The following is a 22,383-nucleotide window of genomic DNA, read 5'->3' as shown; positions in this document are numbered from 1 at the left end:
CATGCTGGGCGCACCAAAAGAAAGAACGGCGCTGTTGGGCGTCCGTTCTTCCGCTCTTTTCTTGTTCTTTTTTATACATTAATTTCCGAAAACCAGTCGCGGATCGCTTCCTGAAGCTTGGCAAGCGCTGTCGCATTCGTCGCCTCGCAGTATATCCGCACCAGCGGCTCCGTGCCCGAAGGACGAATCAGTACCCAGTGCCCTTCCTCAAGCAGCAGCTTGATCCCGTCCATCCGGTTGATGCCTTGCACCGCGTATGGCCCGATCCGCTGCGGCGGCGTAGTGACCATCTGCTGAATCCACTTTTCTTTTTCCGCCAGGCGCATGTCGAGGCGCGTATGGAACAGCTCGCCGAACTCATCGTACACATCGCGCAAAATCTGGTCGATTTCCTTGTTTTCAAAAGCGACCATCTCGGTGAGCAACAGATTGATCAGGACGCCATCTTTTTCCGGGATATGGCCGAGGACGCTGGCTCCCCCGCTTTCTTCTCCCCCGATCAGGACGTCGCCTTGGCGCATTTGCTCTCCGATGTATTTAAAGCCGACAGGAGTCTCTACCAGCTCCAGCCCGTAGTGCTCGGCCATGTGATCCAACAGGTGCGTGGTCGCAACTGTTCGCACGATCCGCCCGGTCAGCTTCCTGTTTTTCACCAGATGATGGGTCAAAAGAACAAGCACATCGTTAGGCGGTATGTAGGTGCCAAAACGGTCGACGACTCCGAAGCGGTCAGCGTCACCGTCATTCGCCAGCCCGAGTGACGCTTTGCGCTCCAGCACTTCTTTTTTCAACAGGCCAAGGTGCTTGTCGTTTGGCTCCGGCAAATCTCCGCCAAAAGCGGCGTCCGGCGTTTCCCGGATTCCCACCGTTTTGACTCCGGCTTCCGCAAGCAGCGAGCTGACGTAGCCCATTCCTGCGCCGTGCATCGCGTCCACGACGACATGCAGGGCGGAGTTGCGCAACACATCCATGTTGACCATGCGCCGCAGATGGGCCTCGTAGTGAGGACGCAGCACAATTACTTGCAGCAGCCTGTCGCGCGCGGCATCTGACAAAGCGACTGTCTGCACTGGTTGACCGGAAGACGCGATCTCGCTGATCCACGCTTCCAGCCTCGCCGTGATCTCCGGTGTGGCTGGACCGGCGTATTCGGGAATGTATTTGATCCCGTTGTACTCAGGCGGGTTGTGGCTGGCGGTGACCATGATCGCCCCGCTGGCCGCAAAATGCTTGACTCCGAAGGCGACCGCTGGCGTAGGAGCCGCCTCGTTCACCAAATAAGAACGAATCCGGTTCGCTGCGAGCACACTGGCGATCTCCTCCGCAAACCGTCTCCCGAGAAAGCGCGTGTCATATCCGATCAAAATCGGCTGCTCCTGCTGGCCGACTTCTTTTGTGTAGCTGGCGATTGCTTGTGCGACGATGCGGACATTGGCCATCGTAAAGCCGTCCGCCACGATGTCGCGCCAGCCGTCTGTACCGAAACGGATTGCCGTCATCTCCATCTCTCCCCTCGTTAGCGCAACTCATTCACTTTTTCCAAATAGCGCAGAACAGTAGCTACGAACGTAGCGTGCGACCAGGTCAAAGGCGCAACCGATACGGGGGCACCCGAATACGGGTCAAGCTGCTCGGACAGCACGCCGCTTTGCAGCGCGTGACGCACGACCCAGGCGAGCCTGTTTTTCGGTTCCTGCAATTCGTCGAGCGATTTTGCCTTGGCGATCTCCCAGTCAGCTACCCATAGCGTGCAGATGATCCACGGATTGCCCGGCACTTTGGCAACATCGTGCGACTTTTTGAAATAGTAGTCTCCCTGATAGCGGGCGAAGCCGCCTACCTCTGTATCGACGCGCAGACTCTTTTTCACAGCCTCCATCGTGCGCTGCACGCGCGGATCGTCTACAGGGAATACATCGAGGGCAAACAGGGCGTGCAAGCTGCTCTCCACAGTGAAATCTTTTTCCACGCCACCGTCGGGCCGCACGTAAATTCCCCGCAAAAACCGTCCGATTCCCGGATCGTACAAATGCTTTTCCATCGCAGCGCGGATGCTTTTCGCCCCGTCCTCGTAACGCTTGTGTCGGCGGTCATCTCCGAACAGTTGGGCAAACCGCGCCGCCGCCATCAGCCCGGCGTACACCGTGGCACTGGTGAACGTGAAGATGCCGCGGCGCTCCTCCCACAAATCATAGCTTGGCTTGGGCAACTGCAACGCAGGATGGACGTACTCCAGCAAAAAGCGGGCAGCGGGACGAACCAGCGTCGGATACAGCGCCTGGCAGTCTTCAATCTGCTTGCCGCTCTTGTACTGCTCCCAGAGCGCGTACAGAACGAGGGCTGTTTCATCCTCCTGAATCGGCAACTGGATTTCCCCGTCGACCACGTATGGATGCCAACTGGAGCCGACAGAGCCATCCGGGTTGTACTTGTGCTGCAAGTACCCTTCCTCATTGAGTGCCTCGGCGCAAAAGCGGAAAAACGGAGCGACTGCTCCCGTATACCCCGCTTTCGCCATCGCGCTGGCAATCAGGGCACCGTCTCGCGGCCACATGTAGCTGTAGTGGTCGCGATTGAACTGGAGGATGTCGGAATCATTTGCCGCCAAAATCGCTCCGTTCTGGTCGATCTGCGTCCGCACCAGAAGCAAGCTGGTCTTGTACAGATGGACGATCTCCTGGGGCAGGTCGGCGAAGTCGCGCTCCTCCTTGTTGACCCAACGTCTCCAGTAGACGGCGACGCGACCAAGCAGCCGGTCCGGGTCATTGTCCAGCACGTACTGATTCAGCGTCCGCACCGCGTCGTACGATTCGCCGACGCACAGCCAGTAGTACATCGTTTTTTCCTCGTGCGGCTGCAACACCATCCGAAACGAGATCGTGCTGTCCACAGAGCCTTGCGCAATCGGATTTCCCGCGAGCAGGCCGTCTTCTGCGTCTCGCCATGTTCCTTCTGCGTAGTTGAACCGCTTGATCCCGACGCTGTACTGGTTGATTCCGCCTTCCGGGGTGACTCCGTTTGCCATCATGTACACATTGCGTTTGTAGTGATACACAGTGCCGAGGCGGGGATCATACACCGCGGTGTCCCCTACCTCCGTCTCGTTCAGGCTGAAATCGTGATTGAAAAACAGCCGGAACTCGCGCACTTCATTGGCATGATTGCGAACGCACACTTTTTTCAAATAAATCGGATCGCGCTGGTGCACCCCGTCTGCGATCTGCAAGGAAACCGCCAGATGCTCATGATGAGCGTGAACATCTGTGACGAGCGATTCCCGGTCGTAGCCCAGCTTTCGTGTCCAGCCGTCTTCATCGAGCCAGGAAAAGCGCCCCTGCACCCATATTCCCAGCTTGCTGAAGTGTCCGCCGACGTGATTTAATTGGCCCACATACGGATAGTACAGATCGCGCATGTGCAGCTTGTCGTCAAAATTGATCAAAAGTCTTCCGTTCCCGACGACGAGCGGTCTCGGCATGCCTTCACATCCTTCCCGTACTCAGGCTGTCGATTCCCTTTATCCTCACTGATACTCCGCAATTCGTCTCGCATAGGACGAGGCGAGTGTTGCCGCTGTCTCTGCTGTCGCTCCCTGCGAAATGACTTTGACATGCGAATCCTCGGAGTCGGGCAAAATCAGTACCCAGCCATTCGTGTCATACACTTTGATTCCGTCCACAAGCTCCAGCAGCTTGCCTTTGTTCTCTTCCAGCACTTTTCGCATCACTTTGCCTTTCGCACCCCACGGGCAAAACACCGTTTTCCGCTCCATGTGGCACGCAGGCAACAGCTCAAGCAGCAGGCTAAGCGGCTTTTCCTCCTGGGCGAGATAGGACAGGATGCTCATGAGACTGTACACGGCATCGAACAAAGGATGGAAGTGATCCTCCGCCGCCACTTCCATCATGGAGCGCGGCGTCACCTTCGTTCGGATGACCTCGATCTGCAAAAGCTGCGCCAGATGTTCCAGCTCCATCGGGGCACTGACAGGAAGACCGATGCGTTGATGTCGGCCGCTGCATGCCAAAAGCTGCAACGCCAGAAGCTGTTCAGCGGAGAGCTTCGCGCCTTCCTCTGTAAACAGGGCCAGCGCTTCGCCGTTCTTATCCAGCCGAATCCCCAGATCGGCTTTCTTTTTGCTGATGCCATCCTGAATCGCGCCATACGTCACCGTCACTCCCAGCTCGTGGAACAGCGGGGCGAGGAACGTGGGGAAAAAGCGGGTTTCGCTGTCGATCAGCAAGTGAAAACGCTGGCGCTGGATCGCCGTCATATCCAGCTGCTGGGCCATAGTCAGCAAGTACGCCTCCTGGACTTGATGCTCGACATGCAGCTCGCCCAAATGATGCAAGTTGCGCACGTACGTTTCCTGCCAGTAGGCATTTTCAATTTTCCGCTCCATATCACGCGTGATGGGCAGTCCTGTCTGGTCGATGAACTGGATGACGATCTCTTTTTCGTCTAAGGCTTCGTTCATGAACACGTGGATGCCGCCGACGCAACCGAGGGAGCGCACACCATAGCGGATGAGCGGAGAGTTGCCGACGCCAAAATCCACCGTATCAATGCCGGAGGAGCACAAGCTCGTCATGATGCTGTGCTTGAGCAGCTGCGCAAAAGGATGCGAGCACGCGGAAAGGGCAATTTTGCTGCCGGACTTTTGCAAATAGGCGTACGCCGCAGCCAGCCGGGTGACAAACTCCGGCGTGATGTCCACGTTGGCGAGCCCTTTGATCCCGTTGTTTCCGAACAAGTTTTTCGTCTGTTTCATGCCGTAAATGAGCGAGGTCGTGACCGTTGCGCTTTCCCCCACTTCTCTGTCCGGCCAAATTTTGACGCCTGCCTTCACGACTGATTTCGCTCCGATCTGGCAATTGTCTCCGATGACGGCTCCCTCGCCTGCTTGCACGCAATCGGCGAGTCGGACATTTTTGCAAAGGGTCGTTCCGGTAATTTCCGTCTTTTTCCCGATCACGCTATTTTCCCAGAAGATCGCGCGGGAAAGCTTGCTGCCGGAAGAAACGACCGTGTTGCTGCCCAGGACCGTATAAGGCCCCACAGCTACTCCCGCTTGCAAGTGTACATTTTCACTTATATAAACCGGCCCTTCCAGACGTACCGAAGAGTCGACGCGAACGTGATTTTCCAGGTAGATGCGCGGGGCGATTTCCTGGGCTTTGATTTCCAGATTCACACGGCCATCCAGCAGATCAAACTGTGCCTGGCGGTATACTTCAAGCGAGCCGATATCCGACCAGTAGCCGCTCGCCTCATAGCCGTACAGCGGTTTTTGTTCCTGGAGGAAAAAGGGGAAAATTTCTTTGCTGAAGTCGACTTCTTTGTCTTCTTCTATATAAGAAAGCACTTCCGGTTCGCAGACGTACATCCCTGTGTTGACGGTATCGCTGAACACTTCTGCCCAGCTTGGTTTTTCCAGAAAACGATTGATCCGGCCCTGTTCATCCGTCATGACCACGCCAAATTCCAGCGGCGTCTCCACCCGGGTCAAGATGAGCGTAGCCAGCGCTTCTTTTTGCTCATGAAAACGGATCGCTGCTGACAGATCCATATCGGTCAACGTATCCCCGCTGATGACGATGAACCGTTCGTCGAGAAAATCGGCGCAGTTTTTCACACTGCCCGCTGTTCCGAGCGGCGTCGTTTCTTCAAAGTACACGAGAGAAACACCGTAGCGCGAACCATCACCAAACGTATCGCGGATGACATCAGGCAAGTATTGGAGCGTGACGGCAATCTCTGTAATTCCGTGCTTCTTCAACAGATCGATCGTGTACTCCATGCAAGGCCGGTTCAAGAGTGGCACCATTGGTTTTGGAGTTTGGGACGTTAACGGACGTAGACGCGTACCTTTACCACCAGCCATAATTACTGCCTTCATCTTTTTTCCTTCCTCCTTCATCATCGTTGCGATCATGCGCTGTCAGTGTCTATTTCTCCGATAAGGCCAGGCAAGCAACGCCGAGCAATCGGTATTCCTCCATCGTCTGGATCGCCAAAGACGTCCAGTTGTAATGTTGCAAAACGTCATGTTGCGCCGTCTGCGCCATCTGCCGCCGCTTTTTCGGATCTTGCAGCAGCCAGCGCAGCTGATCGGTGAGCGATTCCGGATTTCCGGCGTACATCGTCGCTCCGTTCTCCCCATGTCTGACGATTTCACGCAGTCCGCCCGTGTCCGCTGCCAAAATCGGCACGCCCAAAGCCATCGCTTCCAGGGCCACAATGCCAAATGGCTCATACAAACTGGGAAAGACCGCGATATCAGCAAGCAAAAACAGCTGATCTCGACGTGCATCATCGACAAAGCCCAGGAACTTCACGCGCTCGGCAATCCCCATCTCTTCCGCCCGCTGTTGCCACTGCCCCTGCATCGGTCCTTTGCCCGCGATGAGCAGCGTCATATGACCAAAGTCGTAGCGCAACCTGGCCATCGCTTCCAGCAAAAGGTGAACCCCTTTTTCCTGGACCAGACGCCCGACAAAAAACAGGATCGGCCCGTCGCCAATCGACAGCTCTTCGCGCAATCGATTTTGATCGAATGCTGGCGGCTGCGCCAAATCGACGCCGTTGTGAATCACCCGCAGTTTGGCTCGCGGAATGTCGAACAAACGCTGCACTTCATTCGCCATGTAGTGGCTGCAAACAATGACTCGATCCGAAGCGTGCGCAAGAGTGCGCTCGCTATTGTGAATCCGCTCTTGCAAAGGCGTATGAATCCCTTGATGCCGCCCGTGCTCCAAAGCATGGATCGTACTGACCAGCGGCAGCGAATAGCGTTCCTTGATTTCCATGGCGGCCCAGCCGACCAGCCAGTCATGAGCGTGAATCACGTCCGGTCTGACGCCGTTTTTCCAAAGCTGTTCCGTCGCGTCTGACATCGCCAGATTGAGCTGGAACACCCATGACAGGAAATCTTCCTGCTCTACCGGAATGTACGTAGGCAAACGGTGTACATGGACACCATCCATGACTTCCTCCGCCACGCTCCAGTCCGATGCCCGGGTCAGGACGTGCACGGCAACACCTTGGCGAACCAGATGACGGGCGAGATCGTAGACGGCACGACCCAGTCCGCCTACCACGTTCGGCGGAAATTCCCAGGCGAGCATCAGGACAACTCCCGCAGGTTCCGCGCCTTTGCTGGCCGCTACCAGTTGATGCGATACGTTCACTCTATGCGCCTCTTTTGGCAAATAGTACGTCTCATCTATGTGGGGAAAGATCGGGAAGGCAGTCTCCAGCTGTGTCAATCTCTCTGTATCCATTCGGTCTTCGCGCACCATCGCAAGCAGCTCCCGCATATTGGCGAGGTGATCATGGGTGCGACGCACAGCGTATTCGACAACGGTTTGACCATCCATGATAAACGCCCAGTCGCTGCTTTGCGCAAGCATCAGCTCTCGGCCCGCCTGTTTCAAGGCGCGGCTCGCAAGCTGGTCACGCTCTTGCTCCTGGCCCTTATGCTCGTAAAAAGCCGTCACGACCTCGATCAAATCGCGCTCCGCCTGATGCAGATGCCGATACAGCCAGCCGTTTTTTTCATTCAGCCAGACTTCTCCGTAGCCGTTGCGTCCCCAGGTCGACATCGGCAAATGCCCCAGGTCTTGTTCCTGATATTCGTCCAAGTATTCGGACGGGGTGATCAGCTTCACAATCTGGGAATCGCATGCCGTCTTGCGCAGCAAGTAGTCGAGAAATTGCGGACCCTCGTACCACCAGTGTCCAAACAGTTCAGCATCATACGTCGCGACAACGAGCGGCTTGCGGTCCATCCAGGCAACTGCCTCTTCGATTTGCCGTTCGCGGTGATAGAGGAAATGCCCCGCGTGAGAGGCTGCCTTTTCCCGTGCCCAGTCAGGTTCGTACAGCTGCTTTTCCACGTCTCGTCCGGTAATCCGGTGGTATTTCAACCCGGTATGTATACGGATTCCGGCGGGATGAATGTACGGCTCGATATAGTCCATGTCCCGGTCAAACCCGATATCCCGATAATATTCCCGGTAATCATAATCGCCCGGATAGCCGTCAAAAGTGCTCCACACCTGCTGGGATGCGACATCGTCTCTGGCGAAAGCCACCACCCCGTGCATCGTGCCGAGCGGAGCAAGCAAGCCTCTGCGCGGCTGTGGTGTCGCGTGTTCGATCGTATGGGAATCGACAAAAAAGTATTGCAGCCCCACCTCTCGGAGCAACCGATCTACCCCTGGCGTATAGCCGCATTCCGGCAGCCAAATTCCTCGCGGTCGCCTGCCCAAAATGCGTTCGTGCGTGTCCATGCCCGTACGCAGCTGTGCCAAAATCGCTTCCTCTGTCTCCACATATGGCAGAAAAGCGTGTGTCGCCGCGCATGTGATCAGCTCCAGGCAGCCGCTGTCTGCCAGACGTTTAAAGCCTTCTATCAGCCGATAATCGAGCTTGCTGCAAAATAAAGCGATAGTACGAAACTTTTCCAGGTACATCTTGGCGATACGCTGTTCAGCCGGGTTGTTTGCCGTATGTTTTACTTCTTTGCCTGCAAGCTCTACTGTTTTGGCGAGATAGGCGCGAAACCGTGTCGCGATCAGCTCGTCATCCAGCATGGACAGCAAAGTCGGGGACAGCACCATTGTCATGCGAAAGTCGATTTTGTCCGAGAGGAGCTTGTCGAAGACCATGAGCAACGGGATGTAGCATTCCAGCATCGCTTCGTACATCCAGCGCTCTTCCAGGCGATCGTCCCGGTCCCCGTGTCGTACATAAGGCATATGAGCGTGCAACACAAGGGAGAGATAACCGTTGTGCACAGTTGACACCTCACTTATTTGGATGTTTTGGAGTAGAGTGAATACGAGGAAAAGTTTTCGAACCACGCAGGCGCAGAGCGATCAGACGCTGGCTCCACCAATGGTTCGCCCCAGGCAGCTTTTGTATTTCGAGGAGTCACGACCACATCCGAGCGCAGTATCGGACAAAAGCGGCCATGCTCAAATAGACCGAAGTCGATTAAGTACGTGCGCCCTGGCAGCACATCGTTCACATACCAGGAATGCGCGTCCTCGCAGACGTAAATATCCCGGACAGAATGGGCATTTTGACCATCAAACAGCCGCTCTGTCACGTCGTACAAGCGCAGCCCTTTTTGAATCTGCCGGAAGTCTGCCTGTAGATACGATGCCACCATCCTCATCCTCGGCCATGTAATTTCCCAGTACACAAACAGCACGGTCGGACTTTGCGCCATCACCTTGACGATATCGCGTCCGTAAAAAGCTGGCAGTTGCCAATTTTCTTCTCGTCGGGATGCCAGCGATGACATCTGTCGATTCTCTGCCGATACACTCTCCACCTTCGCTCTGTCTTTTTGCAAACGATATTTCACCTGGCCTATGGTTAAGCCGCATTCTTGGGCAATTTGTGCGATGGATTTGGATTGTGCACGCAATTCAAGAATTTTTTCCAGCATCGTGATGCGCTCCTTTCCGCCAAGTTTCCCTTCCGCTATCCACTTGTCTGTCGTCTTTGTATATGTACAATGTCATCATAGCGAATGCCGCTAACAAAGACTGTCGAATGATGCATGCACATCTCTTCTTCTTTTGTCGATAAACAATCATATTTTCGTCATTGCCAAACAAAAGTCGAGAAAGCCGCTTTGGTAATCGCTTTCATCAGTCGAATGTTGCTCCGCTTTTCTCCCGCTGTTTTTCGCGTACTTTACATCTTACAAATGACAAAGGGCTTCCATACTTTGCTTTATGAAAAATTCATTACAAAACGGAACCGGGCGTGACCGTTTTGTCGATCGCAAGCAGCGCATCTCCCGCAAACTTCGCTGTCCGCTGAGCCAAACATAAAAAAACCCGCCATCTCAGCGGGTTTTGGGTGACGATTATCTGCGTTTGGTAATGCGCCCCGAGCTTCCTGCTTTTGTTCGCGGCGGTGATTTGCTTTTCGGCTTGGAAAAAATCGAGGAGCTCTTCGAGGAAACAGACGAGCCGTCGGAGGAGCGGGTAATTTTGCCTTTGCTTCCGCTAGAGGATGAGTCCTGCTTTTTAAACAGGTTGCCATCCTGACCGACTGAGCTGTCACTTTTCTTTTTGCTGTCGCTGCGCTTGAAGATGCTGCCCGTTCCTTCTTTGGTAATCGGCGGGGCAACCTTTTTCTCTGCCTCGCTCGGGACGTGATAGCTGCCGGAGGGCTTGTAAATCTCTTTGCTTGAGTAGCCCCGGTAGCTGCCTTTGTAGCTTTTCTTGTGTCCATCGAACAAATCGTCGAGAACACTCGCCAAAATGTATCCTTGCAAAAAGGATGAATCGTAGTTTTCCCGAACGTACTCCTTCGTGTCGACCTCAATCAGCGTATCGGACGGCTTCGCCTGATCTTGCTGCACATGATACAGCTCATCCGGATAGACGAGAAACATGTGTTGGTCGTCTTCTTTGGAAATCTCGTCCGGCTGCTTTTGGTCAGCAAGCTCCTGCGCTACCTCCGGCACCGTCTTGTTTTCGGCGCGATAAATGCGCGATGTCTGCCCTTTGTCCTTCGTGGAGACGGATTCAAGCGGGTAGCTCTCGCCAATTCCGGGGCTTCCGCAGCCAGCCAGCAAAAGCAGGAGCACCGCCGGAATCAGCAGGAGCTTGATCGATTTCATCCAACGGTTCGGCATGCTCACTCCTCCTTACGTTCCGCGAAGTACCTGGACATCCGCAGGTAAAACCGACTCTCCCTCGTACAGCATGAATCTGCCGTCCTGCCATTCGATCCGCAAAAGCTCGCGGCCGTCCGATTGGAACTGCCAGATGTACTGATCACCGGAAGTATGGAACGGAGCTTTTCCGACGACGAGCACTCTGCCGTTGTACTGTTCTTCCAGATGATAGGTCACATCGTCCATTTCGATTGTCGTAGGCACCTCATCTACGGAGTCCAGTCTGCCGTCGATGACCGTGTACAGCTGGTAAACCGTTTTTTCGCGTTCTTCGATGTATAAATAGCGGATGGTCGTTCCATCCTGCAAAGTCAGCATCGTCGCATTGCGGCTCGCATTGGTCGACTTTCCCGTTACCTGGTAGGTGACGAGCGAGACTTCCACCACGTCGCCAGGCCCTACCGTCAAAATGCTCTTTTCCGGGGCAGGCGGTTCATGCTTGGCAAATATATTTTGAATGCGCTTGAACAAACTCATCTGGTCCTACTCCTTCCTTGCCCGGTTTAGACCAGTGCGCCCAGAATCAAGGCGCCGACCAGGTGGAATGATCCCGCCACCATGGCGTGTGCGACTTTTCCTTGCTGGGTTCCACGCTCCAGATCAAGTCCGGCAAAGCTTTTCAACAAAATTTCCGCGATTTTTTGCAACAAGAGCAAAATAATAAATGAGACCACAGATGCCAACAGGGCGTTCCACAATTCATTCGAGTTCATGATCGATTGCGATAAAATATAACCTTGCGCAAACAGCTTCATGACAAACCGGGTCGTCACGGCCACGTTCCCGTTTTTGATTTCAGCCATATCCTTGTACTTCGTAAAAAGCGTGTCAATCCACATCAATACAAACAGCAAAATACCGCCTGCTCCGGTCCACACGAGCATTCCGAGCAATTGTGTCCACGACACGTCTATCCCCCCGCAGCAACTAAGATAGTAGAAAGTGCGGCTTCGCCAGCTTTTTTCGTGGCGAAGCCTGTGCTTTCTCATTCAACCTTTCAAGGAAAAAGGGGCTCCGCCGAAGCGGTTTACCCCTCGTATTTTTTCATGAGCGCTGCCAGTTCGTCTTCCACCTGCTGGTCTTTGGAGAGTTTCGCGATTTCGTCGTCGAGCGAGCTTTGTTTTTTGTACAGCTCGCCGCTTGCTTCCGCTTCCGCCTCCATCTGCAACGCTTTTTCTTCCATCCGTTTCAGCCCTGCCATCGCAGAGTTGCTGTCGAATCCAGCCATCGTCTGGTTGATCGTTTTTTGCGCTTTGGCAGCATTGACGCGAGCCACGAGTGTTTCGCGCTTGTTTTTCAGATCGGTAATCTGTTTCTTCATTTCAGCCAGCTTGTCGCGCAGCCCGTCCGCAGCCAGCTTGTTTTTCTCGTAAGCCTCTTTGTACTCAGCCATTTTTTGCTCGGCGGCTTTCTTTTCTTCGAGAGCGCGGCGGGCCAGATCGATGTTTTTCGCCTGAGCGGCCACGTGCGCTTGCTCTTCGCGCTTTTTCACCAGCGCTTCCTGCTCTTCGTACAGCACCTTGAACTTTTTCTCCAGAGCGATTTGGGCAGCAACCGCTTTTTCCGCTTCACTCAAATCCTCTTGCATATCGCGCAAATATTGATCGGTCATTTTAATTGGATCTTCCGCTTTTTCAATCAAGGCATAAAGATTGGACATAGTCAGATCGCGAAGTCTTTTAAAAATGGACATGTGATTTCCTCCCTCAATACGTGCTGGGTAATTCGGCCCACATTTGCCGAACCCTCTATACATGTATCTACGTTACTTACGCAAGCAAGTTTCAAAATGATGTCTTTTTCTTCTATGCATTTTTTTCCGCCAAGGCTGGCATGCTGACTTTCGCCTTTTTGTCCGCTTCATCCCACTGCAAGTATGCGTCGAAGCGCTCTTTCCCTTTGACAAAGCCTTTGATCAGATTGGTCTTGCCTGTTTCCATCAGCTTTTTGGCCGCAGCCGGAGTAATTTTTTTCCCCATGATCGTCTTGGAAATGGTGACGGTACACTGGGACTTTTTATAGTTGGCGCACCCGTAAAACTCTCCCTTGTCTACGAGATCGCCGCCACACGCCCGGCAAGCAGCCACTTTCGAGCCGATGGAAAACTTGGACGCCTGCTTGGATGTGGGCAATGCTTCGACGTCGTACGCTTCCAGCTTCCATTCGCGGGACTGCTCGACGGCATCCTCGACGATCTTGTGCGAGAGCTTGCGCACCTGTTCCATGAAAACTTGCGCGGAAGCATCGCCCTGCCCGATTTCCTGAAGGCGCTGCTCCCATCTGGCTGTCATTTCCGGGGAAGCGAGAATTTTGTCGCCGATGACGTCGATGAGCAGCGTCCCTTTTTGCGTTGCGAACACCTGGTTTTTGCGGACTTCAATATACTTGCGTTCCTTGAGCATGTTGATGATCCCAGCTCTGGTCGCCTCTGTCCCCAAGCCTTCTGTCTTCATCAGCACCTTTTCCAGCTCCTGATTGTCGAGGTGCTTCCCGGCTGTCTTCATCAGCGTGATCAGTTGGCCTTCCGTGTAGCGTTTGGGCGGCTGGGTCTTGCTTTCTTTGGCTTCTACTTTGTGCACTTTTCCTGTCTCGCCTTTGGCAAGCGGAGGCAGCACAGCTTCCTTGTCATCCTTTTCCTCATCAAACAACACTTCGCGCCAGCCAGCCCTGATTTGCACCTTGCCTTTGCTGATGAAAACGGCGCGGCCGTCGACCAGCGTGTTCACCGTCGTATAGTCAAACAAGGCGCTTTCCTGATGCGCGGCAATGAGGCGTCTTGCCACCAGGTCGTAAATTTTTCGCTCCTCGTCGCTCAGCCTGGAAACGGTCGGCACTTGCTCGGTTGGGATGATCGCATAGTGATCGGTCACCTTTTTTTGGTTGACGTACCGTTTGTCCGAGGCGATGGATGCTTTCGCCAAAGGAAAGTGTGGCTGGTACTCCGGCTGCTTCGACAGTTTGTTCAAAATGTCGGGAAACGTCTTCGCCTCCTCCTGGGTGACAAAAGACGAGTCGGAGCGCGGATAGGATAAAAGCCCCTTCACGTACAGCTTTTGCGCAATCTCCAACGTTTTTTGCGGCGAATACTTGAACATTTTATTCGCCGTCGCCTGTAACGAGGACAGATTGAACAAATAAGGCGGCAAAAATTCTTTGCGCTCGGTTTCCACCTCGCTAACCTCGCTTGGCTTGTCCCGGCAAAAAGCGGCAATCCGCTCTGCCAACTGCGGATCGAGGATGCGCGACTCCCCGTCTTCTTTGTGCCAGACGCCTTCGTAGCGCTTCTTGCCGATGGCAAACGTCGCCTTGACTTCCCAGAAAGGCTCCGGCTTGAACGCCGCGATTTCTTTTTCCCGCTTGACCACCAGTGCGAGCGTTGGCGTCTGGACCCGTCCCGCCGAAAAGACGTCTTTGATCCCTCTTTGCTGCAACAACAACGTATAGACGCGCGATGCATTCATGCCTACCAGCCAATCCGCACAAGAGCGGCTGTACGCCTCATGGTACAGATTGCGCGTCTCTGTCTCCTCAAGCAAGGCCGCGAAGCCTGCGGTTACGGCTTTCTCCGTCAGGGAGGAAATCCACAGCCGCTTCATCGGTTTGCGCACTTTGCACATCTCGACAATCGTGCGGACAATCAGCTCCCCTTCGCGCCCGGCGTCGCCCGCATGGATGATTTCGGTCACGTCTGAACGCTTCAACAGCTGTTTGATGATGCCAAACTGCTTCGCTTTTGACTTCATCACCTGGTGCTGAAACGATTGCGGCACTAAAGGCAGTGTGGCAAGCGACCACTTTTTCCACGCCGGGTTGTAGGCTTCCGGCGGCACCAGTTCACAAATATGCCCGACCGCCCAAGTAAAAAAGGCTCCTTTCGGAAACATCCGATTCGGGTGCACTTCAACGAAGCCTTGTTGTTTTCTATGGGCAAAAGGACTGGCAAGCTTCATGGCCTGGTCCGGTTTTTCTGCTATGACGACTTTCATGCATGCTCTTCTCCCTGTGTTCAATCTGTCTCTATTCTACTACATCGGGCCAAAGATTTTCCCTTTTGCCAGCACAGCCAGCTCGATTTTTTCAATCGACTGGCAATAGACGCCTTCTGCATCGGCCAAAACAGGCGGTGTATCTGCTGCGGCGAATGCCAGTTGCCGCATGACGCCTTTGCTGCCTTCGTACCAGTCTATGTCCTTTGGCGCTTCGTGCTGTACCCGTTGCCATGCCTGGCGCAGCGCAGGAGAGTAGAGTCGCTTGGCGCCAGGCAAAAGCGCGCACCTGCGCACCGTTTTTTGATACGGCTTCCCTGGCACCGTCTCGCGCAAATCGTGGAACAGGTGCGGCCAAAAATCTTTGCGGGAGCCGGAATGTGGCTTGTGCTCTGCCCACTTCTCTACTCCCTCTCTGATTTTCGTGTCGCGATACAAAAGGCTGTACAGTCGTTTGCCCAACTCGATCCGTTCAACCAGCGAGGCAAACTGAAGCACTTGATCGCCGAGCAGCCGCAACGGAGCGTTTGACCGTCCCTCCGCTTCGTACGGAAACAAGATCAAGTTGAGCCGAAGCACTTCCTGCAAGGCAAAAGGCCACGTTTTGACCACGCTATGGCGGTACGTCGCATCCCCCATCATCTGCGTCTCCAAATAGTTTTGCTCGTTCACAATCAGCCCAATGGTGAGCAGCTTGCTGTCGCCTTTCTCCCAAAAGTGGTTCCAGAGCGCTTGCATGAAGCGGGAGACGCCGAATTGGGGCAGGAGGTGAAAAAGATTGGTCTGGCGCTTGGCGCTCTCCTCATACAGTAATAATTGAGGGTAGGCATCTTGAAAAATAAGCCAGTTGCCCCGCTCCAAAAAAGAAAAGTAATCGTGCTGTTCTTTTTTGGAAAGCAGCCTGGGCAGCAGTTCGCCGCGCAAATCTGTCATGCTCCATCCGGCATTGCGCGAAACGAGATGCGCCAAAAGTGTCCAATGGACTTCGGGATGCCGGCGAAAAAAAGCCAAATAGGCGCTCGTCCTGTCCAGATTGTCGCCGTTGCTTTCCTTTGTTTTGCTGCGAATGTCCGTGACCGTGTCCTGGTCTTTTTTTATGAGGGGATCGGCAGCCTGACTCGCTCGCTTTCCTTTTCCAAGCTCGCGTGCAAGCGGCCACAGAGTCGCGTACGTTTGCCATGTCCGGCCCATCATTCGTCCCTCCCCTCTGGCAAAAGCATGTGTGATGGAGGTGTTTGTCATTGCTGCAAGTACGGCAAGAAATCAACCGCATTCAGTCTCTGCTCCTCAGCCAGCAAAAACAGGATGGCTCCTGGCGCTTCTGTCTGGAAAGCTCCCCGACGACTGACGCTCACATGATCATCCTATTGCGCACGCTCGGAATTGATGATGAGCGATTGATCGATGGACTTGCGACCCGCATTGCCGCTCTCCAGCAGGAAAATGGCGCCTGGAAGCTGTATCCGGACGAAGCGGAAGGGAATTTGTCGACGACGCTGGACTGTTACTACGCCCTGCTGTTCTCGCGCCGCTACCAAAAAAATGATCCTCGCCTGGTTCCCGCTCGCGAGTTCATTCGCGCCAAAGGCGGACTGACCGAAGCCAATTTGCTGACCAAATTTGCCGCTGCCCTGACCGGACAGTACAAGTGGCCCGCTCATTTTCTCGTGCCTGTAGAAATTGCCTTGCTGCCCCCTTCCTCGCCTGTCAGCTTTTACGATTTTGTCGGATATGCCCGCGTGCATCTCGCCCCGATGATGATTGTTGCCGACCGCAAGTTTGCCAAAGGAACGGCGGACACGCCCGATTTGTCTGATTTGTACGTGACGTCTCCGATCTCTCCCGGCCTTTATCCGCACCGCTTGCTGGATCGTTTTGCCCGTGGCGGCCAGCCTTTCCTTGCTTCGATCCACGAGCATGTCATGCGCCTGCCTTTGCTGCCCGGCTTGCTGCACGAGCTATCGCTGCGCAGACTGGAGCAGTTTATGTTGGCTCGCGTGGAAGCCGACGGAACGCTGTACAACTACTCCACCTCCACCTTTTTCATGGTCTTTGCCCTGCTTGCCCGCGGCTATTCTCCCCGCGATCCGCACATCGCGAAAGCGGTCGTCGGGCTGCGCGACAGCGTATGCCAAACGCCGGAAGGCTCTCACCTGCAACTGGCGACTTCCGCCGTCTGGGATACTTCCCTCCTGGCACACGCTCTCCAGCAAAGCGGCCTGTCCGCCAATCACCCTGCTATCGCGTCAGCCAACCGCTACTTGCTTGCGAAACAGCAGCATACGTACGGCGACTGGAAAATTCGCAATCCGGCAGGACACCCGGGAGGCTGGGGTTTTTCCGACTTCAACACGCTGAACCCCGACATCGACGATACGACAGCCGCTTTGCGGGCATTACGCGCCCAATCGCGGCTGGACAAAACGACAGCCGCCGCCTGGAAGCGCGGACTCGACTGGATTTTGTCCATGCAAAACGACGATGGCGGCTGGCCTGCCTTTGAGAAAAATACAGACTCCGCCCTGATCCGCAACTTGCCGATTGAGGGGTCAGATACGGTCAGCACCGATCCTTCCTCTGCTGATTTGACCGGAAGAACATTGGAGTTTCTCGGTCGATACGCCGGGTACAAGGAAAGCGACGCCCCTGTGCAAAAAGCCGTTCGCTGGCTGCTCACCCACCAGGAAGCGGACGGGTCGTGGTACGGTCGCTGGGGGATTGCCTATGTGTACGGAACATGGGCGGCGATTACCGGACTTGCCGCAGTCGGTGTAACGTCCACTCACCCTGCGGTCCAAAAGGCTGTCGCCTGGCTGCTCGGCACGCAAAACGCTGACGGGGGCTGGGGCGAATCATGCCACAGCGACGAGAAAAAAACATACGTCCCTCTCGGCGCAAGCACGCCTTCCCAAACAGCCTGGGCGCTCGATGCTCTCATCGCCGTCTCCCCTGAGCCTACGCCCCCGATTTTGCGAGGGATCGACTTTTTATCCCGGCAAAGTCAGGCGACGAGCTGGTCTGTCTCGTATCCGACAGGAGGCGGACGGCCTGGCGGCACGTATTTTGCCTATCACAGCTATCGCTTCATCTGGCCGTTGCTCGCTCTTGGCCACTTCGAGCACAAATATGGTTCATCCCGTTAGGCGAGGCTGTCATTGGCCTCGTCTTGTTGGTGCTGGTGGTGTCGTCGGTCGAATCGGCACCTCTTTGCTGTAGATGAGCGAGTCTTTTGGCGTGTCAAAAACCGATGTGCAACTGATCACGTCCGCATCTCCGATCAAAACAAGCGATGACTGCTGCACGCCCCCTACTTTGATGTCTCCAAGCGCAATCTTTTTATTGTGGACTTTCATGTTCATTCTGCTCGTTCTCCTTTTTCCTTCATCGCACTTTTGCTCTATGCGGGATTTTGTATTGTATGCCTGCACTGCCCAGCGCGGACCGCGAACCCAAAAACAGGTATGAACACCCAGTGCCCTCCCACATACAATACAGAAAGGCTCTTTCGTAAAAAGGATGTGTCGAAGATGCCAGCCATTGTTGGGGTCATCAATGTAAACAGCATAAGCGGCGTCTTCAATGTCGGAGACGTCCGGAGAATTTCCCCTGTCAGCTACTCCAAAACCTTTGCAGGAGGAGGCTCGTTCAACTCTGGCACCAATCTTTCGTTCAAGATTCCGCGCAGCGTAGTCTACGTGAACGAAACGACCAGCAACGAACTTCCCATCTTCGTGGAGGATACGAGCGATTCTGCGGCAGAGGGACGGGATTTTCCATGAATTTTTTTATTCATCAAAACATCGTCATCCACAATTTGAAGATTGATGGCATAACCAACTCATCGGTTTGTCAAATCGGCAGTGCCGGCATCATCAAGCCGCTATCCCAGCTTTACAACACAGGCGGATTCACGGAGCCGGCCCCCGCAGCCGGACCGTTGCCCGAGACGTCTTCGGCAGAATTTATTCCGCTTGTCCCATTGGTTGAGCCTTCACGCTGACCAGCTTTATGTTTGATGAAGAAGGATGATCGTCATGTACATCGGTTCCGAAGTGATGCAGTATTTGCAACAGTTACATGACTATATACAAACACAGAACAAAAAAATCGAGAAAATGAAGCAAATGATAGAAGAATTGCAGCAAGATATCAAAGACTTGAAAGAGAAACAGGTTCCTTCTGTAATCAAAAACGAGTACAAGTTTGATCTGTTGAAGGTGGAACGGCTAGAAGGAACGCTCAATATCGGTCTCAACCCGAAAGGCAACGATTCGGGAATCGGCGAGCTTTCCATCAATCAGACGATGAATGTGCCGTCTGGCGAGCAAAAAAACTCGCCGCTGTTTGACCGCGTGCAAAAAGAAATATACCGCTACCTGGAGTCGGACGCCTATCACGTGCTGGAACGAATCGAAGAAGAGTGCGGATACCCGCTCAATGACGACTACCGGGCTTTTATATTGGACGATATCAAAAAGCAAATTGATCAGCGCATCCGCTATTACGTCAATCAGCTTCCCGCCGATGACCTGGAGCCGGAACAAATCGACGCCTTGGTGCCAAAAATAGTCCAGAAGGTCAAGCGGGATATCGAAAAAACGTGTGAGAGCTTCGTCAAAAATCTGCCTCGCGAGGTGAACGAACCCTGATATGATCTACCAGGTGATAAATGGTGCCGTCTGCGTCGGCAAGCTTTCGATTGATGCCTTGTCATCCTCTGCATCCTTGTTCATTGGAGATACAACAACGGTCAAACTGCTGTCCATTTATGAAACTCCGCCAGAATCGATGATCATTGGAGCGGTCCCGGTTGATACCGCGCTCACTCCGCCATAAGGAGGCGACAGCTGTTGTACCGAAGAACAAGCCACGTCAAAAAGTTGAGCAGCATCTCCATCGATTCTTCCTCTGTTTTGCAACTTGGCGATTCCAGGCAAGTGCATACCCAAGCCAATATTTTGGCGATTCAACGGGAAAAAGCGATTTTTTTCAAAAATGAACTGCCTTTTGCCGATTACGATGTGTTCAGCGTTCCGTTAGCAGCTCCTTGCCCCGAGGAGCCGATATGCATCGATACGTTTCACGACTGCACACATCTGCGCGTGCGAAAAGTCGACGTGCCGTTCGCTGCGGCATCTTCCGTGATCCATATCGGTTCCACCGAATGCCTGACCCTGGAAACACGCGTGAAAAATATCCGGCATTTGCTTCGCGACGAACCAAAGCCGAAGAGAGGGGATTAACCAGTGCCTTCCGTGGTGGGAGCTGTCAATATCAACAGCAACTCGGGAACTGTCAACTTCGGGGATACCTTGAACATCTCCCCGAAAAGCGCAACGAAAACCTTTTCCGGCTCTGGGGGCGGCAATACGGGCAATGTCGTCAATACGATCAACGGCGCCAATGCAACCAATACGCTTGATCCGAGCATTGTCGATCAGCCGCTGGTAGGGAATATATGAACGAACAGTGTTAATGGCTTTCATTAGCACTGTTTTTGCCCGCAGGCGGACATGCCTCCTTTTCGCCTCGGGAAACCGCAAAAAAGAGGAGGTACGTGAAGTCCTCCCCTACAGCTTCGCCTTGAATGTCGTTTTTCGCTCCCGATAGTCCGCATCACGGTGCAAAATGATTTCCAGCAAGCCATCCTGGTACTGTGCTTTCATTCCTTTTGCGACCACCGGAGCTGGTAGCTCGATATTCCGTTGAAAAGAGCCGTAGCTCCTCTCTGTTTTCACGCACGCGCCGTTGTAATTCGGCTCTTTGACTTCCCCTTTGATTTCGAGCAGCTTTTGCTCGACCAGTGCCAACTCCAGGCTGTCGCGCGCGAAGCCCGGCAATTCGCAGCAGACGATTACCGCTTGCTCCGACAAGAACACATCCGTGACAGGATAATCAGTCGTTTCTTCCTCCTGCACGACCCGCACTGGCTTGCCTTTGGGCTGTTTCGCGCTCTTTTGGCTGGTCTGCACGACCTTCGTCGTCTTCGTGGTAGAGGTCGTTGTCTGATTCGGCGTTTGTTTGCTGAGTGCCGCTACATTTTCCCAAAAACTCGCGTCCATGATTTGATTCATCTGGCGCAAAGCACCCCACGGATGCTCTTTGTCCAGATTTAATTTTCCCAGGCTTTGCGAAGCCTTTTGCAACTGCTTCAACGTCTCTTGCCAATTTTTCAAGGACGTGGCCTCCTTCCCTCAAGCTGACATACGCCCGTTTTTGGCAGTATATGTGGCTCGCTTTGGGAAGGGTGCACAAAAATCATTATGTCTGCCCATTGTCACTGACATCTGGCGCGGGTGCTGGCGGCGCGATAATGTCAGGAGGCGGCATGTCGCTCGGGTACGTCTCGCCGGACTGCCCGTTTCCTCCATCCGGTACGGGAGTTGGCTCTGGCGTCGTTTCCGGTTTAGCTGCCGGGGTTGTCGGTTTCTCCGATTTTGGCTTCGCTTCTTTGGTCGGGGATGAAGTGGACGGCTTTGGCGTCGTCGGCCTCGTCTCCGTTTTCATCTCGATCTTGGCGACTTCCGCAACCGACGCGTTGCTCAGTTGGTTCGTTGATTCGGCTACACCCAGTTCCTTTTGCAGCGTACTGCGGACCGCCTGCATGTTCTCCCGCGGCCACAAGGAATACGGCGAGCTCCAGATCGCCCCGTTTTCCAGCGAGACGATATTATCCGAAGAAATCGTGCCGAAATCCATGGCCATGCCTTTGATTTGATCCTTCGACAAATCTGTTTTAATATGCTGTCCAACCGTTTCCATCACCGATGTCAGACGGGTAACTCCGTCCATCGAGATCATTTTGTCCGCTACTGCGCGAATCACTTGCTGTTGACGGCGGTTGCGGTCAAAGTCGCTCGAATTGTAAGCACTGCCGCGCCTGTCGATCCGGTGTCTGACAAAGCCCAAAGCCTGTTCGCCATTCAGCACCTGGGTTCCCTTTTTCAAATTTCGGTAGACGCCTTGCTTGGGAAGCTCATAGACGAGATCGCGATCCACATCTACCTTGACGCCGCCAAGCTTGTCAACCGCTGCCGTAAAGCCCTCGAAGTCGAGCTGGACGTAATGGCCGACAGAGATTCCAAACATATGCTCCAGCGTTTTCTTGAGCATCGTCATGCCGTTTTCCGTCACAGGTTTGCCTTTGCTTTCTGCCAGCTTTTTCTGACCTTCGCCAAGTGCAAAAACTTCATTGATCTTGTGATAACCTGGGTATCCGGGAATCTCGACCCGCGTGTCGCGCGGCAAGGATACCATCGTCACTTTTTTCGTCACAGGATTCGCGACCGCGACAACCAGCACGTCTGTGTTCAGCATCCCGATGTTTTTCCGCGTGTCCACCCCGACAATGACGAACGCAATCGATTTCTTATCCTCATACGGCTGCTCGACGACGGGCTGATCGGGAAGCTTGTACGGATCTTCCGTCACGACTTCCAGTGTCTGGTCGACCTTGTTGAGCGCGTATCCCGCCCCGACCGCCAGCAAGCAGAGAAACAGGCACGCAGCCAAGAGCAGATACATCCGCTTGCTTCGCTGTCCGCGTTTTTTGCGTGTACGCGGCTGTTTCACAGGGGCCCTTTGTTTTTCGTTCTTGGCCTGCACGCAGGTTCACTCCTTTTCACATGCATGGTGTCACAATTCTATTCATTTTTTTTATTATTCTGGAAAAGCATGTCCTATTTTACCACA

21 protein-coding genes are annotated in these 22,383 nt (G+C 54.0%); 7 read left to right on the top strand and 14 right to left on the bottom strand.

The window, feature by feature from the left end:
• Window positions 1-71: 71 nt before the first annotated feature.
• The 11 genes from DEP07_RS07380 to DEP07_RS07330 all read right to left on the bottom strand — a co-directional run bounded on the left by DEP07_RS07380 (window position 72) and on the right by DEP07_RS07330 (window position 15,882).
• Window positions 72-1,505 carry a phosphoglucomutase/phosphomannomutase family protein gene (locus DEP07_RS07380; RefSeq protein ID WP_280648433.1) on the bottom strand — a complete coding sequence of 478 codons (1,434 nt, stop codon included), beginning with the start codon at window positions 1,503-1,505 and terminating at the stop codon, window positions 72-74.
• Window positions 1,506-1,516: 11 nt separating this feature from the next.
• Entirely contained in the window at window positions 1,517-3,478 is a 1,962-nt protein-coding gene (locus DEP07_RS07375; RefSeq protein WP_173597052.1) for a glycoside hydrolase family 15 protein, read from the bottom strand.
• Window positions 3,479-3,523: 45 nt separating this feature from the next.
• A complete protein-coding gene (locus tag DEP07_RS07370) occupies window positions 3,524-5,899 on the bottom strand; it encodes a sugar phosphate nucleotidyltransferase (RefSeq protein ID WP_217021504.1) in 2,376 nt (791 codons plus the stop codon).
• Window positions 5,900-5,948: 49 nt separating this feature from the next.
• Complete coding sequence (locus DEP07_RS07365; protein ID WP_287102313.1) at window positions 5,949-8,801, bottom strand: 1,4-alpha-glucan branching protein domain-containing protein; 2,853 nt, start codon at window positions 8,799-8,801, stop codon at window positions 5,949-5,951.
• A gap of 14 nt (window positions 8,802-8,815) precedes the next feature.
• Window positions 8,816-9,460, bottom strand: a complete 645-nt coding sequence (locus DEP07_RS07360; protein WP_122965037.1) for a DUF4912 domain-containing protein — start codon at window positions 9,458-9,460, stop codon at window positions 8,816-8,818.
• Between the two features lie 426 nt (window positions 9,461-9,886).
• Complete coding sequence (locus DEP07_RS07355; RefSeq protein ID WP_122965035.1) at window positions 9,887-10,663, bottom strand: DUF4247 domain-containing protein; 777 nt, start codon at window positions 10,661-10,663, stop codon at window positions 9,887-9,889.
• A 12-nt stretch (window positions 10,664-10,675) separates the two neighbouring features.
• On the bottom strand, window positions 10,676-11,182 hold the full coding sequence (locus tag DEP07_RS07350; RefSeq protein ID WP_063230429.1) for a DUF4178 domain-containing protein: 507 nt from the start codon (window positions 11,180-11,182) through the stop codon (window positions 10,676-10,678).
• A gap of 26 nt (window positions 11,183-11,208) precedes the next feature.
• Entirely contained in the window at window positions 11,209-11,613 is a 405-nt protein-coding gene (locus DEP07_RS07345) for a DUF350 domain-containing protein (RefSeq protein WP_063230428.1), read from the bottom strand.
• Window positions 11,614-11,732: 119 nt separating this feature from the next.
• Entirely contained in the window at window positions 11,733-12,398 is a 666-nt protein-coding gene (locus DEP07_RS07340) for a PspA/IM30 family protein (RefSeq protein ID WP_122965034.1), read from the bottom strand.
• A 112-nt stretch (window positions 12,399-12,510) separates the two neighbouring features.
• Window positions 12,511-14,691, bottom strand: coding sequence for a DNA topoisomerase III (locus DEP07_RS07335; RefSeq protein WP_122965033.1), 2,181 nt, complete (start codon window positions 14,689-14,691; stop codon window positions 12,511-12,513).
• Window positions 14,692-14,730: 39 nt separating this feature from the next.
• A complete protein-coding gene (locus DEP07_RS07330; protein ID WP_287102312.1) occupies window positions 14,731-15,882 on the bottom strand; it encodes a DUF2515 family protein in 1,152 nt (383 codons plus the stop codon).
• A gap of 50 nt (window positions 15,883-15,932) precedes the next feature.
• Here DEP07_RS07330 and shc point away from each other — a divergent pair, with 50 nt between their 5' ends.
• Window positions 15,933-17,834: a squalene--hopene cyclase gene (gene shc, locus DEP07_RS07325; RefSeq protein WP_287102311.1), complete on the top strand. Its 1,902-nt coding sequence runs from the start codon at window positions 15,933-15,935 to the stop codon at window positions 17,832-17,834.
• A 9-nt stretch (window positions 17,835-17,843) separates the two neighbouring features.
• Here shc and DEP07_RS07320 read toward each other — a convergent pair whose 3' ends face one another.
• On the bottom strand, window positions 17,844-18,050 hold the full coding sequence (locus DEP07_RS07320; protein WP_122965031.1) for a hypothetical protein: 207 nt from the start codon (window positions 18,048-18,050) through the stop codon (window positions 17,844-17,846).
• 168 nt (window positions 18,051-18,218) lie between these two features.
• Between DEP07_RS07320 and DEP07_RS07315 the strand changes: the two genes are divergently transcribed.
• From DEP07_RS07315 to DEP07_RS07290, 6 genes are read left to right on the top strand one after another with little or no spacing between them, the layout of a single operon-like run.
• Window positions 18,219-18,470 carry a spore germination protein gene (locus tag DEP07_RS07315; protein WP_063230422.1) on the top strand — a complete coding sequence of 84 codons (252 nt, stop codon included), beginning with the start codon at window positions 18,219-18,221 and terminating at the stop codon, window positions 18,468-18,470.
• Window positions 18,467-18,691: a spore germination protein GerPB gene (locus DEP07_RS07310; RefSeq protein WP_173597046.1), complete on the top strand. Its 225-nt coding sequence runs from the start codon at window positions 18,467-18,469 to the stop codon at window positions 18,689-18,691. The genes DEP07_RS07315 and DEP07_RS07310 overlap by 4 nt, the downstream gene beginning before the upstream one ends.
• 34 nt (window positions 18,692-18,725) lie before the next feature.
• Window positions 18,726-19,340, top strand: coding sequence for a spore germination protein GerPC (locus DEP07_RS07305; protein ID WP_122965030.1), 615 nt, complete (start codon window positions 18,726-18,728; stop codon window positions 19,338-19,340).
• A 1-nt stretch (window position 19,341) separates the two neighbouring features.
• Window positions 19,342-19,527 (top strand): spore gernimation protein, encoded by a 186-nt coding sequence (locus DEP07_RS07300; RefSeq protein ID WP_122965029.1) that lies wholly within the window; start codon window positions 19,342-19,344, stop codon window positions 19,525-19,527.
• A 14-nt stretch (window positions 19,528-19,541) separates the two neighbouring features.
• A complete protein-coding gene (locus DEP07_RS07295; RefSeq protein ID WP_122965028.1) occupies window positions 19,542-19,934 on the top strand; it encodes a spore germination protein GerPE in 393 nt (130 codons plus the stop codon).
• Between the two features lie 3 nt (window positions 19,935-19,937).
• A complete protein-coding gene (locus tag DEP07_RS07290) occupies window positions 19,938-20,153 on the top strand; it encodes a spore germination protein (RefSeq protein ID WP_063230417.1) in 216 nt (71 codons plus the stop codon).
• Window positions 20,154-20,261: 108 nt separating this feature from the next.
• Here the strand turns inward: DEP07_RS07290 and DEP07_RS07285 are convergent, their stop codons facing one another.
• Window positions 20,262-20,867 (bottom strand): Hsp20/alpha crystallin family protein, encoded by a 606-nt coding sequence (locus tag DEP07_RS07285; protein ID WP_122965027.1) that lies wholly within the window; start codon window positions 20,865-20,867, stop codon window positions 20,262-20,264.
• Between the two features lie 85 nt (window positions 20,868-20,952).
• Window positions 20,953-22,296 carry an LCP family protein gene (locus DEP07_RS07280; RefSeq protein ID WP_122965026.1) on the bottom strand — a complete coding sequence of 448 codons (1,344 nt, stop codon included), beginning with the start codon at window positions 22,294-22,296 and terminating at the stop codon, window positions 20,953-20,955.
• Between the last annotated feature and the right edge of the window lie 87 nt (window positions 22,297-22,383).

Source organism: Brevibacillus sp. (assembly GCF_003521185.1).
GTDB classification, from domain to species: Bacteria; Bacillota; Bacilli; order Brevibacillales; family Brevibacillaceae; genus Brevibacillus; species Brevibacillus parabrevis.
This window is presented reverse-complemented; position numbering and strand designations above follow the sequence as displayed.

Bases quoted from the DNA above. Each gene is read 5' to 3' on its own strand.
- DEP07_RS07380 (WP_280648433.1), bottom strand. From the start codon at position 1,505: ATGGAGATGACGGCAATCCGTTTCGGTACAGACGGCTGGCGCGACATC.
- DEP07_RS07375 (WP_173597052.1), bottom strand. From the start codon at position 3,478: ATGCCGAGACCGCTCGTCGTCGGGAACGGAAGACTTTTGATCAATTTT.
- DEP07_RS07370 (WP_217021504.1), bottom strand. From the start codon at position 5,899: ATGAAGGCAGTAATTATGGCTGGTGGTAAAGGTACGCGTCTACGTCCG.
- DEP07_RS07360 (WP_122965037.1), bottom strand. From the start codon at position 9,460: ATGCTGGAAAAAATTCTTGAATTGCGTGCACAATCCAAATCCATCGCA.
- DEP07_RS07355 (WP_122965035.1), bottom strand. From the start codon at position 10,663: ATGCCGAACCGTTGGATGAAATCGATCAAGCTCCTGCTGATTCCGGCG.
- DEP07_RS07350 (WP_063230429.1), bottom strand. From the start codon at position 11,182: ATGAGTTTGTTCAAGCGCATTCAAAATATATTTGCCAAGCATGAACCG.
- DEP07_RS07340 (WP_122965034.1), bottom strand. From the start codon at position 12,398: ATGTCCATTTTTAAAAGACTTCGCGATCTGACTATGTCCAATCTTTAT.
- DEP07_RS07335 (WP_122965033.1), bottom strand. From the start codon at position 14,691: ATGAAAGTCGTCATAGCAGAAAAACCGGACCAGGCCATGAAGCTTGCC.
- DEP07_RS07330 (WP_287102312.1), bottom strand. From the start codon at position 15,882: ATGGGCCGGACATGGCAAACGTACGCGACTCTGTGGCCGCTTGCACGC.
- DEP07_RS07320 (WP_122965031.1), bottom strand. From the start codon at position 18,050: ATGAACATGAAAGTCCACAATAAAAAGATTGCGCTTGGAGACATCAAA.
- DEP07_RS07315 (WP_063230422.1), top strand. From the start codon at position 18,219: ATGCCAGCCATTGTTGGGGTCATCAATGTAAACAGCATAAGCGGCGTC.
- DEP07_RS07310 (WP_173597046.1), top strand. From the start codon at position 18,467: ATGAATTTTTTTATTCATCAAAACATCGTCATCCACAATTTGAAGATT.
- DEP07_RS07305 (WP_122965030.1), top strand. From the start codon at position 18,726: ATGTACATCGGTTCCGAAGTGATGCAGTATTTGCAACAGTTACATGAC.
- DEP07_RS07300 (WP_122965029.1), top strand. From the start codon at position 19,342: ATGATCTACCAGGTGATAAATGGTGCCGTCTGCGTCGGCAAGCTTTCG.